Raw genomic sequence first — 16,976 nt, forward strand, 5'->3', positions numbered from 1 at the left:
AAACAATCTATGCCGGTTGCTGAGGCAGGTACGGGCACTATAATAGTCCCTTTGTTGAAATATTTATTCAGTTATTACATTAACAGGAGAACCTATGTCATACGAGATTAATACCGAGAAAGCCCCTGCTGCAATTGGCCCATATGTTCAGGGTGTTGATTTGGGCAGTATGGTAATCACTTCTGGTCAGATTCCAGTCAATCCAGAAACAGGTGATGTCGCAGAAGATATCGCTGCCCAGGCTCGTCAATCACTGGAAAACGTTAAAGCTATCGTTGAGAAAGCAGGTCTGACTGTCGGTGACATTGTTAAAACAACTGTTTTCGTTAAAGATCTGAATGACTTCGGCACGGTTAACGCGACTTATGAAGCATTCTTCAAAGCACACAATGCCGCTTTCCCAGCACGTTCCTGTGTTGAAGTAGCCCGTCTGCCAAAAGACGTTAAAATCGAAATCGAAGCGATTGCCGTTCGTAAATAATCCCTATCCATTTCCCATAAACCCTTGGTCAGTTCACCCATTGACCAAGGGTTTTTTACTTTTTCCCATCTCCCAGACATAGTTTTCTGTTCTTTGTTTTAGATCAAATCAGGTCGTTATTATTTTACTTTCACTTACTACATATTGTGCTTAAATATAAAAATACAAACCATATATAGCATCACCTCTATTTAAGCTGAATATTAGAACGAGAATGACTTATACCTTTGGATAACATTCTCAAGGAGTTATATTGTGAAAACTGTTGTGATAAAACGAGATGGTCGTCAGGTACCATTTAATGAAATCCGTATCAGAGATGCCGTCAAACAGGCCGCCTCTGCCGCTGGAGTCACAGATGATGAGTACTGTGCTCAAGTTGCATCCACAGTAACGCAATTAATGGCTGACCATAGTCAAGTTGATATACGAAACATTCAGCACGCGGTAGAAAACCAATTGATGGCAGGCAACTACAAGCACCTTGCCCGTCTCTATATTGAATATCGTCATGACAGGGATCCTGCCCGGGAATCACGCAGCCGCCTTAATCAGGAAATCCGTGGTTTGGTCGAACAGAGCAATATTTCCCTGCTCAATGAGAACGCAAATAAAGACAGTAAAGTTATTCCAACCCAACGCGATCTACTGGCAGGAATTGTTGCCAAGCATTATGCCAAACAGCACATGCTACCGCGTGACGTGGTACTGGCTCATGAAAGAGGTGAAATCCACTATCACGATTTGGACTATTCACCCTTTTTCCCGATGTTCAACTGTATGCTGATCGACCTGAAAGGCATGTTAACTAACGGGTTCAAGATGGGTAATGCCGAAATAGAGCCCCCCAAATCCATTGCAACCGCAACAGCGGTAACTGCTCAAATTATTGCCCAGGTTGCCAGCCATATTTATGGCGGTACCACGATTAACCGTATAGATGAAGTATTGGCACCATTCGTTAAAGCCAGCTATGACAAACATTTGGCCATTGCTGAAGAGTGGGATATTGCCGATAAAAAATCTTACGCTGAAACACAGACAGAAAAAGAGTGTTACGACGCTTTCCAGTCACTGGAATATGAAGTTAATACACTGCATACCGCCAACGGACAGACACCTTTTGTCACTTTTGGCTTTGGTCTGGGGACTTCAAAAGAATGCCGTCTAATCCAGCAATCTATTCTGCGTAACCGTATTGCCGGGTTGGGCAGGAACCACAAAACAGCCGTATTCCCCAAACTGGTATTTGCTATCCGTGATGGCTTGAATCATAAGCTTGGTGACCCTAACTACGATATCAAACAACTGGCTCTAAAATGTGCCAGCAAGCGAATGTATCCCGATATTCTTAACTACGATCAGGTTGTTAAAGTCACTGGATCCTTTAAAACCCCAATGGGCTGCCGCAGTTTCCTCGGTGTTTATGAAGAAAATGGTGAGCAAATTCATGAAGGTCGCAATAATTTGGGAGTTATCAGTTTAAACCTGCCTCGGATTGCTATCGAAGCCAAACGAGATGAAAAATATTTCTGGCGATTGCTGGATAAGCGTCTGGCACTGGCAAAACAAGCATTGATGACCCGTATTGCCCGTCTGGAAGGTGTCAAAGCACGAGTTGCTCCAATCCTTTATATGGAAGGTGCTTGCGGGGTTCGCCTGAAAGCCGATGATAATATCGCTGAAATCTTTAAACATGGCAGAGCTTCTATCTCTCTGGGCTATATTGGCATTCATGAAACCATTAACGCATTGTATGGCAATCAGATTCATCTATTTGATGACCAGCAATTACGAGTAAAGGCTCTCGCAATTGTTAACCATCTGCGAAAAGCAACTGATCAATGGAAAACAGAGACGGGTTATGGTTTTAGCCTGTACAGCACACCAAGTGAAAACCTGTGTGATCGTTTCTGCCGCCTTGATGCCGCTGAATTTGGTGTTATCGAAGGAGTGACGGACAAAGGCTATTACACCAACAGTTTCCATCTTGATGTTGAAAAGAAGGCCAATCCTTACGACAAACTGGATTTTGAGGCATCTTATCCACCACTGGCAAACGGCGGTTTTATCTGTTACGGCGAATATCCCAATCTGCAACATAATTTGAAAGCACTGGAAGATATCTGGGATTACAGCTACTTACACACTCCTTATTACGGAACCAATACCCCCATTGACGAATGCTATGACTGCGGATTTACTGGTGAATTCTCCTGTACCAGTAAAGGGTTTCTCTGCCCCCGTTGCGGCAATCATGAACCCGCCAGAGTATCAGTAACCCGCCGTGTCTGCGGTTATCTGGGAAGCCCTGACGCCCGCCCATTCAATTCAGGTAAGCAAGAAGAGGTGAAACGCAGAGTAAAACATCTGACAAACGGACAATTAGATTCATTCAGGCAAGCTAAAAAATGAATTACCACCAATATTACCCTGTTGATGTAGTTAACGGTCCCGGAACCCGCTGTACGCTGTTTGTTGCAGGATGCGAGCACCAATGCCCCGGTTGCTATAACAAAAGCACCTGGCGAACAAATTCCGGCCAACTATTTACCCAGGAAATGGCAGACCATATTGTCGCTGATTTACAGGATAGCCGCATTAAACGGCAAGGGCTGTCTTTGTCTGGCGGCGATCCTCTTCATCCGCACAACATATCCGTGATCCTGAAACTGGTAAAACGAATCACGGCAGAGTGCCCTGAAAAGGATATCTGGCTGTGGACTGGCTATCTGCTAAGTGAACTCAGCAAAGCCCAACAGGAAGTTGTTAGCTATATTAATGTGCTGGTAGATGGCAAGTTCATACAGAATCTTTATGATCCCGGCTTATTATGGCGCGGCAGCCGCAACCAGATTATTCATCGACTTAGATAATTTTATCGCTGCCAACAGATTTTCTTACCAAATCCCAGCGTGTTATCAGTCATTTTTATTTCACTGAGATCCAGTTGCCAAATAGGTGTTTTGGCCGCTATTGCCACAGGAAAACGGCGGCAATAGCGCGCTCTGGCAACTTTATCCTCTTCTCCTTCCAGACGAATGGCTTCCCCTCTGAACTGAATACCTTTTATCTGTGCAATATTACGAATCTGCCCGGCAACAGTCCCTGCCACCTGTGAATTTATCTGCATCATTTCACCATGACGGGTATGAGGCTCAGTCATAAACCACAAGGCTATTTTATCGGCATCAAAAACATAGAAACAACTTGCACACCAGATATCATTTTCTGCTGTTGTACAAAGCGTGAAAACGTGCTGTCTTGCGAAGTATTGGCGGATAATCTGAAAGTTTTCAGTGGTATTCACACTCCCTCCATTGACATCCTCCCCCACCTTCGCACTCCGTGACTCAGGAGGGGGATCCCCATTATTTGTAGGCTTTCAGGATGAGCATGAGTATTCAGTGTGGAGTCAATTGACTCACTATCTTACTGTCTATTGGGTTAATTTCAATGCAAAAATACAAAATCAACCGTTCAAGACATGCCGCTTTTCTTTAGCATGTACATCTTGTTTTCGTCACCAAATACAGGCGGAAAATACGCAGTGATTGACACTCCGCAGCCTTTCATCAGTATGCAGGCGAGGTCTGCCACGATTTTGGTACTGAATTGAAAGAAAGCCACGGCGCATCTGCTCATGTCCACATGCTGATTGAATACCCACCCACAATTAAACTCTCACCGGTGCGGTGGTCACGTTCTTATTTTGCGGGTTCGTGCGGAGGTGCTCCGTTGGAAGTCGTAAAGCAATACATTCAGCATCAACATGGCTGAGGGTTTTTCGGGCTTTTCAAGCCCGTCCAAATTCCCCTCCCGCCTTGTATCGGCGGGAGTACCCTTTGGAGGTTAAGATGGGAGGATTTTTTATTGGCCTGGAAACCCAGAACCACGCCGGGATAAACATCATCCTACGGCGTGTTCTGACATCTCCCGACAGAGTCAGGGTTCAGTGTGTTCTACTATAAATTAGTTATAGATTTCAGCAACACCTGACAGTTGGTTCTTACCACTGGTAGATATAATACGGAAAGAAGATGCACCAGCTTCGTCAGCTTTTTTGGACAATTCAGCACTCAAGCTTTCCAAGGTATCAGCACCGGTTACAGAAACCACGCCAACCTTGGTAGATGAAGTAGTTTGCACCTCTGTTGCCGCCATACTACCGAAAGAGATAGCACTTAAAGCCAAAGCAACAGCGATATATTTTACGTTTTTCATAACATGATCCTTGATCAATTTTTAATGGAATGAGTTACTCTCTGTGATGTGGATCATAGTATGCTCTAACGACCGGAATAAAAATTAGCAATTATTGCTATTTTATTTCAAATTTTTTGAATAAAAACAGTTAATATAGGAATTTGATATGTAACTAATTTTGATAAAATTGTTATATTATAATGACTTAAACCAATTTATTCAGAAAAGTAATATAGAAAAAACGTCTTACTAAAATACAAAAATAAAAAATTAAGAAAAATTATATGGCTAAAAATCAATGGGTTCTTTACTTACTGAAAACAAAAGCAGGAATGCTGTACACAGGGATAACGACAGATATCAACCGCCGTTTTGCGCAACATGCAAATGGTAAAGGAGCAAAAGCACTGAGAGGGAAAGGACCATTACAGCTGGTTTTCAGCAGTCACGCCGGAGACAGAGCCCGTGCCTCACAACTGGAATATCAGGTAAAGCAATTGAGTAAACAACAAAAAGAGAGGCTGGTTATTTGCCAGCCCATCTGTATAGCAAAATATTTGGCATCAATCAGAAACGGTCAAAATGGGGAGAATAAGTAACCAGCCCAGTATAATCAGCCAAGGAACTGTCAGCTAATTCATATACCTGAAAATAGGGTTCACACTTTGACCACTGGCAATGTAACTGGTGCTCACTGGCAAGCGTAAAACCAAACCGGCGATAATAGTGCGGATCACCTAAAACAACGACTACGCCGTAACCAAATTCATTCAGGCTATCCAGACCTTCATAAACCAATTTTTCACCAATTCCCTGCCGACGATATTCTTCAGCAACCGCTAACGGCGCTAAACCAACCCATTGGTGATCCTCTCCATTAATATCTACCGGACTGAATGCCACGTAACCAATGACCTGACCTTCTTCATCCGTAGCAACCATACCCAACGTAAGTAATCCATCTTCCCGCAATTGTTGTACCAATTCCGCTTCCGCCGGGGTGTCAAAAGATTTCCGCAGTAATTGATCTATTCCCGCTGCATCTACTGGAATTTCTACCCTGATCAACATGATAATCGCGCATGTTCTGCGCCCTCCGGTAAACTGACTTTAATAAGCTCAACCAATCGCAATAAACCGGTACGAAGAACAGCAGGCATAGGCTTCAGTGCTATCGCATCTACCCAATTTCTAACATACAACCCTGATTCTGCATTCCCTGCAATACACAAACGACAACGACACAGGAAAAACAAAATATCCAGTTCTTCTTTGCGGATAGCTATTAAAATCAGATTATTGGCTTCGCCGATGAAATTAACCCCTTTCTGCTTATGCTGGCTGACAACTAAATGATTATCACGGACAGTAGTAAACCAGCGCAGATTAAGATCGCGGATTTTTCCTAACACAGCTCAAACTCCTTACTTGATAAAGTAGCATAGCTATTCAACCAGAATATATCGGTATTTCTCCGATCCTACATCAAGAATCCAATACAGAACCAGTTGTAAATTTTACCTTTCAACTATTGGGGTAATATCCGCCTATAAACTGCTCTAAATCAAAACATCTCACCATTCAGTTAATTACAATTGTTAATTATTATTACTTTATTCCAGTATTTCATATAGAACAGACTTGCCCCACAAAAAGCTTATTTATGTGGAGCATAGTTGTTGTAGATAACGGGGTGGATGTCATTTATATCGGACCGAAACATGACATCAAGGCCCATTACTTTTCAATCAAAAACATCAGACAAACATACAGTTATGAAAGAAAATGTAAACATAAGTTGCATACTGATATTTAAATTTACACATCCTGATTATAGCGGATTGCAAATTTTTGGCTTAACGTATGGCGCTGGTCGATACGTATTTCTTACGGCTACCTGCTAAAAAGCACGTATAGACTTTATTAAGATTTACTTTTGGATTTATTATCCTTGGATTGGATTGTTACAAACGTATATTAGTTTAATCTTTATACAATAAATAGGAATGACGTATGGAAGGCCAAGATATCTATTCAAAATTCATTGGTAAGAGGATAAAGCTATGGATGGATGAGCGTTTCCCGCTACAAAATGCACCGCTTTTCTTTATTTTTTATATCATCAGCTATTCCGTAGCTTTTTATTCAATAGGGGAAAAGCCTGTTTTGTCATGGGAAATCCTGCTCGGTTGCCTGATGGCCTTCTCCTATTTTTTACTATTACGGATATTCGATGAGCATAAGGATTATCAACTGGATTGTGAACACCACCCACAGCGGATCTTACAGCGCGGTATTATTACGCTGAAAAATCTACGGGTACTCGGTATCTGTTGTATCGCATTGCAATTGGGTGGAAGTCTATTTTTAGATCAAGGCGTTGGTTCAGTCACTTTTGCCTGGCTATTAGTCTTTATCTGGACCTGCCTTATGGGGAAAGAGTTCTTTATCGGTGAATGGTTAAACCAACACCTCACTTGGTACGCCATTTCCCATATGCTGGTAATGCCGCTCATTATCTGGTGGTTGGGCAATATCGCCAGCCCTAACGTTGCACTCACTTTCCCAATATGGGTTTTGATGGGATTGTGCTTTTTCTCTGGATTCAGTTTCGAAATTACACGCAAATGTAAAGGTCCGGATGAAGAGCGTCTGGAAATACCGACTTATTCATCTATTTTCGGCAGAAAAATAGCCGTCGCTATTATCGCATCATTACTCACCGTAATGTTGGCGTTACAGATTTGGCTAATCAATATCACCACTGATGGTATAGCGTTATGGGCGTTAATTATCTTGGTCGTTTGTTATGCATTATGTCTATGGCAATTAGGCAAATTCCTTCATCGCCCCACTATCCAGAATCGCAAACGCGATGAGGCTGTAGTGGGAATATTTATGGTACTGGGTTACTCAGTTTGCACTGCCAGCATCTTAATAAAGCTTGGGTTTGCTTAGGTATTAAAGGAAATATAGTTATGTTGCAAAAAGAAATCCAATCATGCGTATTTGATGTCTCAGATAATACCACTGCTCACATAAAAAACTGTGCGCGAGATTCTATTCTCGAATTATCACGTGACATATTCAGCATTAAACACCAAGAAGCATCTGCCGTCCGCACAGAAGCAACCCAAGTAGAATTATTGCCCCGCCGCCACCTCTATACATATACCGAGGAAGCCCGGCAAAAGCGCCTGGATTATCTGATAAAACATACAGGGCATCCACTGGAACACGTAGCCGCTACCCATCTGGATGCGACAAAACTAACAAAAACCATTGAAGGATTTATTGGTTCAATAGAAATCCCTGTGGGGATCGCTGGCCCTCTCTTGATAAAGGGACAATACGCTCAAGGGGTATATTATGCACCGCTCGCCACCACAGAAGGCGCTTTAATTGCGTCAATATCCCGTGGCTCCTCCGCCATTATGCAATCAGGTGGCACCACTACCCGTGTGCTCGGCCAACGCATGATACGAGCACCCCGTTTTGAATTTCATAGCGTAACACACAGCGTCATGTTCAGTGATTGGATTAACGAGCATCTCAGCGAAATACGGCATGAAATTGGCCGCCACTCCAAACACGCGCAATTGCTGGAAATAAAGCCTCAAATCATTGGGCGCAGCGTCCATTTGCAGTTCATCTACAATACAGCGGCAGCAGCAGGCCAAAATATGACTACCGTCTGCACCTGGCATGCATGCCAATGGATCCAACAACAACTCGCCAAAATGGCGTTTATACCCCTGCGCCACTTTATGATAGATGGTAATACTTCTGGCGATAAAAAAGTCTCTTATAAAACGTTTATTGAAGGACGTGGGACACGTGTCGTTGCCGAAGTTTATCTCAGTGCTGAATCCTGTCAGCAAATCCTGAGAGTCACTCCGCAGCAACTTGTTACGGCTTATCATCATATCAGCGAGGGGGCTATCGCCTCAGGGATGGTCGGCGTAAATATTAATGCAGCAAATGTTATCGCCGGTATGTTTACTGCCCTCGGTCAAGACATCGCCTGTGTGCATGAATCATCAGTCGCGCATTTACACATGACATTAACTGCCGATAACCGAGTCTATTGCAGTGTCACACTGCCCTCGCTAATCGTAGGAACAGTCGGTGGCGGGACCTATTTACCACACCAACGTGAATGTCTGAACATGCTGGGCTGCACCGATGAAAACGGCACTGCCCGCCTGGCTGAAATCATCGCCAGTTATTGCCTGGCTCTTGATATTTCAACACTGTCAGCTGTTGCAGCTGATGAGTTTGCTCAATCACATGAAAGACTTGGCCGCAACCGCCCAACCCACACTAGCGATATTATTCCGCACACCCTACAGGAGCTTGATCTGTCATTTTTCCAGCAAGCAAACTTTAATCCTGTGTTACAGGGAACTCACCTGACCAAGATCAAACCTGAATTTTCTAGCAATGATGGACACAGTCTACTGACGCATCTGAGCTCGAATTATGCGGAACGTTTAACTGGTTTATTTCCCTTTGCCATGACGACATCCGCACAACGTACTCTGCCAGTGATGCTGAAACTGAAACCGTTGGGGAGTGAGATCGTTAAAATGGTCCTGGATATTGCCAAGCACTGTTCCCCTGAATTGTTTGCTGTTTTCCAGGATTTTGCCCACCATCTTGAATTTAACCAAAGTCATAGCCGTGAGCTGGCTATTATGAATCAGCAAAATCCACAGTTGATGCGCTATATACCCGTTATCTATGGTGTGATTGAAAATGAGGCAACCGGAACTTATGCCCTGATTGAAGAATTACTCCAGGATATGGTGCTAATGAACAATATTAACCTGGAAACACCGTGGGAACAGCACCATCTTGAAACCGCTATCAGAGGGGTAGCCGATATTCATTCCATCTGGTTAGGGCGGGAAGGCGAGCTTATGTGGAAATTCCCACAACTGCAAATTCCTGATGCCGATACCGTTTCACAGATGAATCCCCTGTGGCAAAAACTAGGCAATTTTATTCACCAGACATTCCCTGAGTTGTTCACCTCCGAAGAACAACAAGATTTTCAGCACTGGGTAGATAACACCGCCACCTGGTGGCAAGAAATCGAACAAATGCCCAGGACATTGATCCATGGCGATTTCAACCCTAGGAATATTGCCTTCCGGCAGCAGGAAGAAGGATTGCGTTTATGCGCCTGGGATTGGGAGTTGTCTACTTTGCATCTACCACAGCGCGACCTTGCCGAATTACTGGCCTTTAGTTTAGACCAGCATAGCGATGCGGACAGTGTGGCCTATTGTATTGAACTGCACCGGGTTGAACTTGAACAAAAATCGGGACTCTCTCTCGATCCAATAAGTTGGCAACGTGGCTATGAGCTCGCATTACGTGATTTATGGATGAGAAGAATACCGCTTTATATGATGGCGCATAAGGTTGTTGGCTATCCATTTATGGAACGCACAATGAAAACTATCCGCTGGCTTATTTCATTAACGCGGAACTAATAGTAACCCAAATAAATTATTTAATTTACTCTTCCTCTAAAATAAGGGTGCGGCAATAGTTTGTAATACATTCGTGTCTTATTGATTGACCTACGCCAATATTATTACGTGCAGATAGGGCCATGATGTAAGCAAGGTGTACTATTGCTGCATTGGTGGAACAACATGAAATATCTCTATACTCAAGATAGCGCTATTGAATTAGCAGAACATTCCTTAGGCGGTAAAGCGGCTAATTTATTATGGCTTACGCAAAACGGTTTCCCTGTACCTGATTATTGGGTCATCAGCAGCGAGGTACTGAACCGTTTATTAATCAACGATACGTTTGCGATTAACATTGTGGAACAATTAGCTGCCGTGCCACATGATATTAGCCAGGAAAAACTCGACGCCATCGCCGCTCCTCTGCGCCAATGGCTACAGTCGATTCCGTTGCCTACTGAGTTAGAAGAAGAATTAGCTCTTTTGTCAGAGAATTACCCGGATGCGTTTTTTGCTGTTCGCTCATCAGCTATTGGTGAAGATGCAGCCAACGCGTCCTTCGCCGGACAGATGGACAGCTATCTGTTTCAGCGTGGCAAATCCGCCCTTGCCGACAGCTTACGCGCCGTGATGGCCTCAGCTTTTAATACCCGCGCGTTACAATATCGTTTACACAAACAGCTGCCGATGGGCAATATCCGTAGCGCTGTCATCATTCAAAACATGGTTGCCGGTGAGGTTTCTGGTGTCATGTTTACTGCACATCCAGTGACCGGCAGCAGACAACATTGCCTAATCTCATCCGCCTGGGGCACAGGAGAAGGTGTGGTTTCCGGCGAATGTGATACCGATGAATTTTCCGTTCACCTCACTACACCTGAAATCGAACGCCATATCACGCAAAAAGGGACAGCAAGTGTTTTCGATACCACCAGCGGCAGCGGTACGGTAACAATGCCCGTCGCGGAAGAAAAACAGTGGAAACCGACTTTACCCGATAGAGAAATCTATGCATTGCGGGATATTGGCAAAAAAATCGCCGCGGCACGGGGATGTCCACAAGATATTGAATGGACAATTCAAAACCACCAAATCTTTATTCTACAGACTCGGCCAATCACTCGGTTACCCCGTCTGAATGATAAAAGCGAACGCCATATTATTTTCGATAACTCCAATATTCAGGAATCTTATTGTGGAATAACAACGCCGCTGACTTTCTCTTTTGCCCGCGCAGGTTATGCCACTGTTTATGAACAGACAATACGTGCCTTAGGCTGTTCGGATAAACAAGTTAATCAGCATCGTTCCATGTTGGAAAACATGCTCGGTTTAACTAAAGGCAGGATCTATTACAACATCAATAATTGGTACAAAGGACTATTATTACTGCCCTCTTTCCAAACCAATAAAAAAGATATGGAAAGAATGATGGGGCTGGAAGACCCCGTTGATTTTATTGAAGATAAAACACCTTCACTGAGCGATAAAATAAAAAAACTCCCACAGATGGGGTGGGCACTCCTGCGCCTGTTATATGCTTTCAGAACAATGGATCAGCGGGTAGAACTTTTCTTAGAACAGTTTAAACAGCATGCTGCCGCCATAAGGCGAACTGAATTGCACATCTGCAACAGCAGCCAACTGATCGAGAAATTGAAATATCTGGATGAACATCTGCTACAACGCTGGACGACACCTATCCTGAATGACTTCTATGTGATGATGTTCAATGGCCGGGTACACCGGGGACTGACCGCTGCGGGTATTGAAAACTCGTCCGCATTATTAGGCGATCTTCTTTCCGGGGATGAAGATATAGAAAGCACCCAGCCGACTAAAGTGTTGTTGAAAATGTGCCAGTACGCACGCCAGAATTCAGCATTATGCACCCTGCTAACACACGGAGATGCACGTACCCTGTTAACTCAGGTACGCAAACTCGATACATCATTCCACCAACAGTGCATTGATTATATTGAAAAATATGGCGATCGTACTATGGGTGAGCTAAAGCTGGAGACCATTACGCTAAAACAAGATCCCAGTTTTCTATTTCTGATAATAAAAAACTACCTTGCGATCGATACCCTCACACCAGAAACCTTGTCCAGCCGAGAAAGAAAGTTGCGTACTCAAGCTGAAAACACGGCATTTCAGCAAATACGCGAGCAACTTGGTTCCAAGCGTATGGAAGCCTTTAAAAAAAATCTGCGTAAATTACGTCAGGCGATACGCCACCGGGAAAATATGCGCTTCACCCGAACCCGTATGTTTGGGCTATACCGGGATATTTTCATACAGCTCGGCCAGGCATATGCATTAGAAGGACTCCTCGCAGAACCCCGCGATATTTTCTATCTGACGTTAGAGGAGATCTACAGCGGTTACGAAGGAACAGCAGTACAGACCCAGCTTAAGCCTTTAGTCGCTATACGCAAACAGGAATACGCCAGCTACGAAACAGAGGATGAGCCTGCTCACCACTTCTTTATCAGAGGCTCACTGTATCAACAGCAAGATTACAGCTATCCCTATCAGGAGCGACAGACCCCAACCGATAGCGGCATGCTACAGGGCATAGGCTGTTATCCAGGGGTGGTTGAAACAACCATCCGCTTAATTAAAAACCCACAGGATGAGATGTCATTAGCAGGGCAGATCCTTTGTACCGTCCGTACCGATCCCGGTTGGGCACCACTATTCCCTACCGCAGGCGGGTTATTGATCGAACGCGGTTCCACCCTCTCGCATTCTGCCGTCGTTGCTCGTGAACTGGGGATCCCCGCCATTGTCGGCATTCCGGCGATCACCCAAATTTTAAAAGATGGCGATCGGGTACGCATGGATGGCGCAACCGGGAGTGTTATCCGCTTGCACGACACCACGACAGAAGAATTACCTTCAAGGAACGAACATGTCTGATATCTTCATGGGTGAATGGTCCCCGGCCACCCCATTACCTGAAAGTTTTCTCGATCTTCCGGCAACAATCTACCGTGACTGGCCGCTCTGGCCTGGCGAAGACCGGGAGAAAGTACAACAACAGTTCAGTCTGGAGAATCCTTGGTTTAATCACAGCAAAGCCTGGATTGGCTGTATTACGGGGAAAACCCGTCTTGCCGGTTTTTTAGTGCCCCACGCCGTTGATGGTCAATCCGCCGCATTTTTCGGTTTTTGGGAAACCGATAATGATATGGCAAGCAACACCATGCTGTTTAACGCCCTGGAACAATGGGCCAAGAAAAATGGCGCACACAATCTCTACGGGCCGATTAACTTCTCAACCTTCGGGCATTACCGCGTCCGGCTTGATCATTTTGATGTTCCCCCCTTTGAGCATGAACCTTACAACCCGCCTTATTACTCCCTATTGTTAGAAGGATTAGGGTTCGATACTCGTTACCGCTACACCTCGATATTCGACGATACTCAGGCAGTAGCAAACAATTTTCGGCTGGACTATCAGCGTGGGCAAAAGCTCCCTGATACTCAGGCGACGTTACTGCCGCTAACGCCGGAATTATGGATACAGGAACAAGTTAGATTATATTCCTTTATTGATTCAGTCTTCGGCGAAAATTTCGCTTACACCACACCGTCATGGGCAACATTTCAACAGTATTGCGGTGAGGCGTTTATTAAACCTTTTTGCCATTATCCTGCATCATTCCTGGCTAAAACCGACAGTGGTGAGATTGCCGGGTTAATTCTTAGCTTATCCGTGAGCCAAAACGGTCAGCCCGCTATAGGCTTGTTGAAAACCGTAGCAGTCGCGCCGCAATACCGGGGAAGTCGGCTATATCACGCGCTGTATCACTCATATCAGCAGAGTGCCAGCCGTATTCATCCCCGTCTGGGGGGTGCCCTGATGCGCGAAGATAATAAATCATTAAAGACCGCACAACGGCTTTTCAATACACCTGCCTCCACCAGACATCAATACGCGCTTTATTACAGGAGGCTCGCATGACAAATATTTGTCAGCCAATTGTCGATGCGGCCCAAAAATACCCTGAGCATTTAGCCCTGCAAGCACCACACGGCAGTAGTTTAAGTTTTCGGGAATTTTTTTCTCATGCATCCCACTTCCAGCATCTGTTAACTCAGGCCGGACTCGTGGCCGGCGATCGCTTGTTAGTGATCGTTCAGCCAGGCTTAGTTCTTTACCCATTACTTATCGCCATTCTGGGATTGGGGCTGGTTCCGGTGATGCTTGAACGGGGGCTTTCCAGAAAACAGCTCCGGGAGACACTACGACACAGCAAATTATCGGCGGTTATCACCCAACCTGCGTTAGGAAAATTCTGGTTTCTGATCCCCGAACTGTGGCGACTGCGCCGTTTTGTTATCGGACAGCCAATCTGGGGCATGAAAGTGTTGAAAGCCCCCAGCCAACATTCATCAATGAATAGCTTTATCTGTCGGGATTTACTGCCGGATACGACTGGATTAATTACTTTTACCTCAGGTTCTACCGGTATGCCTAAAGGTGCAAACCGTACTCATGACAGCCTGTTAGCACAACTTTATGCCATAAAAGCGATTTTTCCCGGGGAAAAGAGCGAGATCGACCTGCACAGTTTCCCCGTTATGGTGCTGCATTCATTGTGCTGCGGCAACAGCAGTATTCTGCCTGATTTTGACTTTGCCCATCCTGCAACTGTTGATGCGCAGAAGATTGTCGGGCAGTTGCAAGATGAGGGCATCACCTGCCTCAGCGGTGCCCCCGCCTATATGAGCAAAGTCACTGATTACGCCAGAAACAAGAGATTGTCATTCCCTAACGTGCGGACTGTCATCGTAGGCGGTGCACCTGCCAATAAGGAACTGCTTGAAAACTGCCAGGCAGTCTTCCCACATGCTCTGCGTCTGGTGGTCTATGGTTCCACCGAGGTTGAACCGATCAGTACGGTCGAAATGACAACGCAATTAAATCACTGGGTAACCCATGATGGTTATCTGGCCGGGAAACCCGTCACACAAGCGGAAATATGTATCAGAGAGATAACCGCTGATCCCCAGCAAATTACTCCGCTGGCTACCGGTGATATAGGTGAAATTCTGGTTGCCGGACCTCATGTGCTCAAAGACTATATTGATAATCCACAAGCAACAAAAGAAAACAAACTCCCGCGTAAACAGGGAGGGATATGGCACTGTACCGGTGATGTTGGCCGCCTGGATACCACAGGACAGCTCTGGTTGCTTGGACGGGTAAAAGACCAGGTGCTGTTAGATGATGGGCGCATTATCCATCCCTATGTGGTGGAAAAAAGGATCAATGAACTGCCAAACGTCGCACGGAGCGCATTCGTGTTGCATCCTTTGGGTGGAGCCGCGTTGATATTGGAAAGTACCACCCTGCCGACAGGTTTATCCACCATTTTAGACGAACTGGATCTCACTCTGGTTACCCGAATTTATTATGTCAATCCTATTCCCGTCGACATTCGCCATAACAGCAAAATAAACCGCATAGCACTGATAAATATGCTCAGGAAAGGCCAATTATCCTCCTTTCCATACAAGGAAAAATTATGAACAGTAACCATTTCATCATCCAGCTAAACAGAGCGGACTATATCACTATTGGTGGAGCAGTATTTAGCGCTCTCTCCGTGGCAGCCGCATTACAGCATTGGTATTATCTTGCCATTGCGTTCTTATATCTTGCCATGCTTGGCGATGCACTCGATGGCATCATAGCCAGAAATTTACACATTGACCGTTCCTTTGGCCGCTATCTCGATGGCTTTATGGATCAACTGATTTACTTGGTTTCACCAGCCATTATCCTATACCTTTCCGGTTATCAATCTTGGTATTCCCTGTTTATTATCTTAATGATAATCAGTGGTTGTCTGCGATTATCTGTCTTCAATGAAGTTGGGAATATTAAGAATGAAAGTAAGCTCTCCTATCTTGGTATGCCCGTATTCTGGAGTTTATTTATTATTAGCGGTTACGCTTTGGTCGGCTTAGTGGCAACGCCGAAGCTGGCTCAGCTTTTACTAACGCTAGCGCTTCTTGCATTCAGTATCGCCATGCTATGGGATCGTCCGTTTTATAAGTTCAAACATCTCAGTACTATCGTCAGTACAACACTTGCGGGGTTTGTTTTATTTACAGGTCTTCATTTCTGGAGTCTCTATGTTCAATAGTTTTTATCACGCGGGGATTTTACTTATCCCCGTTATCCTTGGTGGTTGTTTACACATGGTGATTGTTACAAAAAACTATTTTTCCTACTGGGCTATCCCGGTACATCAACGTTATTTCGGCTACAACAAGACCTGGCGTGGTTTTATTGCTGTACCGATTATTACCGCGCTATTTTCACCGCTGTGGTTAATACTCTGTACCGAAACACAGGACACCATTATTCCACGGACCATTGCCTCCTGTTTATTTACCGGGTTCCTGGCGGGTTTAGGTTACGTTCTTTTCGAGTTGCCAAACTCCTGGTTGAAAAGGAGACTCGGCGCACCACCGGGACAACATCCGAAGCAAAATAAGCAGCTGTTTATTTTATTCGATCAGCTTGATTCCGCCATTGGTATTACAATGGCCTATTTTATTTGCCTTAACCTTACTTATATTGATGCGTTTTTCATTTTTCTCTGGTTTTTAATCAGCGCTTTTATCGTTAAAAATATGCTGTTTTTATTTTCGCTGAAAAAGACGAGATTCTAGGTGGGAATATCGCAGAAAAATGGCTTCCTTTTGGAAGCCATTCAGACCGCTGACAATACCTTGCTTCCATACGACATCAAATCCCCGACCAAAACAACATAACGTCA

General features: G+C 44.7%; 15 protein-coding genes and 1 pseudogene. 12 read left to right on the forward strand and 4 right to left on the reverse strand.

Going from position 1 to position 16,976, the window contains the following annotated elements:
• Window positions 1-94 precede the first annotated feature (94 nt).
• The 3 genes from ridA to nrdG all read left to right on the forward strand — a co-directional run bounded on the left by ridA (window position 95) and on the right by nrdG (window position 3,357).
• Window positions 95-481 (forward strand): 2-iminobutanoate/2-iminopropanoate deaminase, encoded by a 387-nt coding sequence (ridA, locus tag PTE_RS05960; protein ID WP_036844040.1) that lies wholly within the window; start codon window positions 95-97, stop codon window positions 479-481.
• A 255-nt stretch (window positions 482-736) separates the two neighbouring features.
• On the forward strand, window positions 737-2,896 hold the full coding sequence (gene nrdD, locus PTE_RS05965; protein ID WP_036844042.1) for an anaerobic ribonucleoside-triphosphate reductase: 2,160 nt from the start codon (window positions 737-739) through the stop codon (window positions 2,894-2,896).
• On the forward strand, window positions 2,893-3,357 hold the full coding sequence (gene nrdG, locus PTE_RS05970) for an anaerobic ribonucleoside-triphosphate reductase-activating protein (RefSeq protein ID WP_036844043.1): 465 nt from the start codon (window positions 2,893-2,895) through the stop codon (window positions 3,355-3,357). Before nrdD ends, nrdG begins: the two co-directional genes overlap by 4 nt.
• Before the next feature lie 2 nt (window positions 3,358-3,359).
• Here nrdG and PTE_RS05975 read toward each other — a convergent pair whose 3' ends face one another.
• On the reverse strand, window positions 3,360-3,791 hold the full coding sequence (locus tag PTE_RS05975) for a YhbP family protein (RefSeq protein ID WP_036844338.1): 432 nt from the start codon (window positions 3,789-3,791) through the stop codon (window positions 3,360-3,362).
• A 146-nt stretch (window positions 3,792-3,937) separates the two neighbouring features.
• Here PTE_RS05975 and tnpA point away from each other — a divergent pair.
• Window positions 3,938-4,261 (forward strand): annotated as a pseudogene (tnpA, locus tag PTE_RS23420) (IS200/IS605 family transposase).
• 192 nt (window positions 4,262-4,453) lie between these two features.
• Here the strand turns inward: tnpA and bhsA are convergent.
• Window positions 4,454-4,705 (reverse strand): multiple stress resistance protein BhsA, encoded by a 252-nt coding sequence (gene bhsA, locus PTE_RS05980; RefSeq protein WP_036844044.1) that lies wholly within the window; start codon window positions 4,703-4,705, stop codon window positions 4,454-4,456.
• Window positions 4,706-4,971: 266 nt separating this feature from the next.
• Here bhsA and PTE_RS05985 point away from each other — a divergent pair, with 266 nt between their 5' ends.
• The gene (locus PTE_RS05985) at window positions 4,972-5,286 is read left to right on the forward strand and encodes a GIY-YIG nuclease family protein (RefSeq protein WP_036844046.1); all 315 of its coding nucleotides are present in this window, start codon (window positions 4,972-4,974) and stop codon (window positions 5,284-5,286) included.
• On the opposite strand, the gene PTE_RS05990 is transcribed toward PTE_RS05985, so the two are convergent.
• Window positions 5,255-5,758 (reverse strand): GNAT family N-acetyltransferase, encoded by a 504-nt coding sequence (locus PTE_RS05990; protein ID WP_036844047.1) that lies wholly within the window; start codon window positions 5,756-5,758, stop codon window positions 5,255-5,257. The two genes, PTE_RS05985 and PTE_RS05990, sit on opposite strands and share 32 nt — an antisense overlap.
• Window positions 5,752-6,099 (reverse strand): ubiquinone anaerobic biosynthesis accessory factor UbiT, encoded by a 348-nt coding sequence (ubiT, locus tag PTE_RS05995; RefSeq protein ID WP_051477215.1) that lies wholly within the window; start codon window positions 6,097-6,099, stop codon window positions 5,752-5,754. The genes PTE_RS05990 and ubiT overlap by 7 nt, the downstream gene beginning before the upstream one ends.
• Window positions 6,100-6,700: 601 nt before the next feature.
• Here ubiT and PTE_RS06000 point away from each other — a divergent pair.
• From PTE_RS06000 to PTE_RS06030, 7 genes are all read left to right on the forward strand, one after another.
• Window positions 6,701-7,645, forward strand: coding sequence for a prenyltransferase (locus tag PTE_RS06000; RefSeq protein ID WP_036844048.1), 945 nt, complete (start codon window positions 6,701-6,703; stop codon window positions 7,643-7,645).
• Between the two features lie 20 nt (window positions 7,646-7,665).
• On the forward strand, window positions 7,666-10,188 hold the full coding sequence (locus PTE_RS22715; protein ID WP_051477217.1) for a phosphotransferase: 2,523 nt from the start codon (window positions 7,666-7,668) through the stop codon (window positions 10,186-10,188).
• Window positions 10,189-10,353: 165 nt separating this feature from the next.
• On the forward strand, window positions 10,354-13,098 hold the full coding sequence (locus PTE_RS06010; RefSeq protein ID WP_051477219.1) for a phosphoenolpyruvate synthase: 2,745 nt from the start codon (window positions 10,354-10,356) through the stop codon (window positions 13,096-13,098).
• Window positions 13,091-14,146 carry a hypothetical protein gene (locus tag PTE_RS06015; protein ID WP_036844050.1) on the forward strand — a complete coding sequence of 352 codons (1,056 nt, stop codon included), beginning with the start codon at window positions 13,091-13,093 and terminating at the stop codon, window positions 14,144-14,146. Before PTE_RS06010 ends, PTE_RS06015 begins: the two co-directional genes overlap by 8 nt.
• Complete coding sequence (locus PTE_RS06020) at window positions 14,143-15,717, forward strand: fatty acid CoA ligase family protein (protein WP_036844051.1); 1,575 nt, start codon at window positions 14,143-14,145, stop codon at window positions 15,715-15,717. Before PTE_RS06015 ends, PTE_RS06020 begins: the two co-directional genes overlap by 4 nt.
• Window positions 15,714-16,337, forward strand: coding sequence for a CDP-alcohol phosphatidyltransferase family protein (locus PTE_RS06025; RefSeq protein ID WP_036844053.1), 624 nt, complete (start codon window positions 15,714-15,716; stop codon window positions 16,335-16,337). The genes PTE_RS06020 and PTE_RS06025 overlap by 4 nt, the downstream gene beginning before the upstream one ends.
• Window positions 16,327-16,869 carry a CDP-archaeol synthase gene (locus PTE_RS06030; RefSeq protein ID WP_036844054.1) on the forward strand — a complete coding sequence of 181 codons (543 nt, stop codon included), beginning with the start codon at window positions 16,327-16,329 and terminating at the stop codon, window positions 16,867-16,869. Before PTE_RS06025 ends, PTE_RS06030 begins: the two co-directional genes overlap by 11 nt.
• Window positions 16,870-16,976 lie beyond the last annotated feature (107 nt).

Origin of the sequence: Photorhabdus khanii NC19 (genome assembly GCF_000517265.1) — a bacterium.
GTDB classification, from domain to species: Bacteria; Pseudomonadota; Gammaproteobacteria; order Enterobacterales; family Enterobacteriaceae; genus Photorhabdus; species Photorhabdus khanii.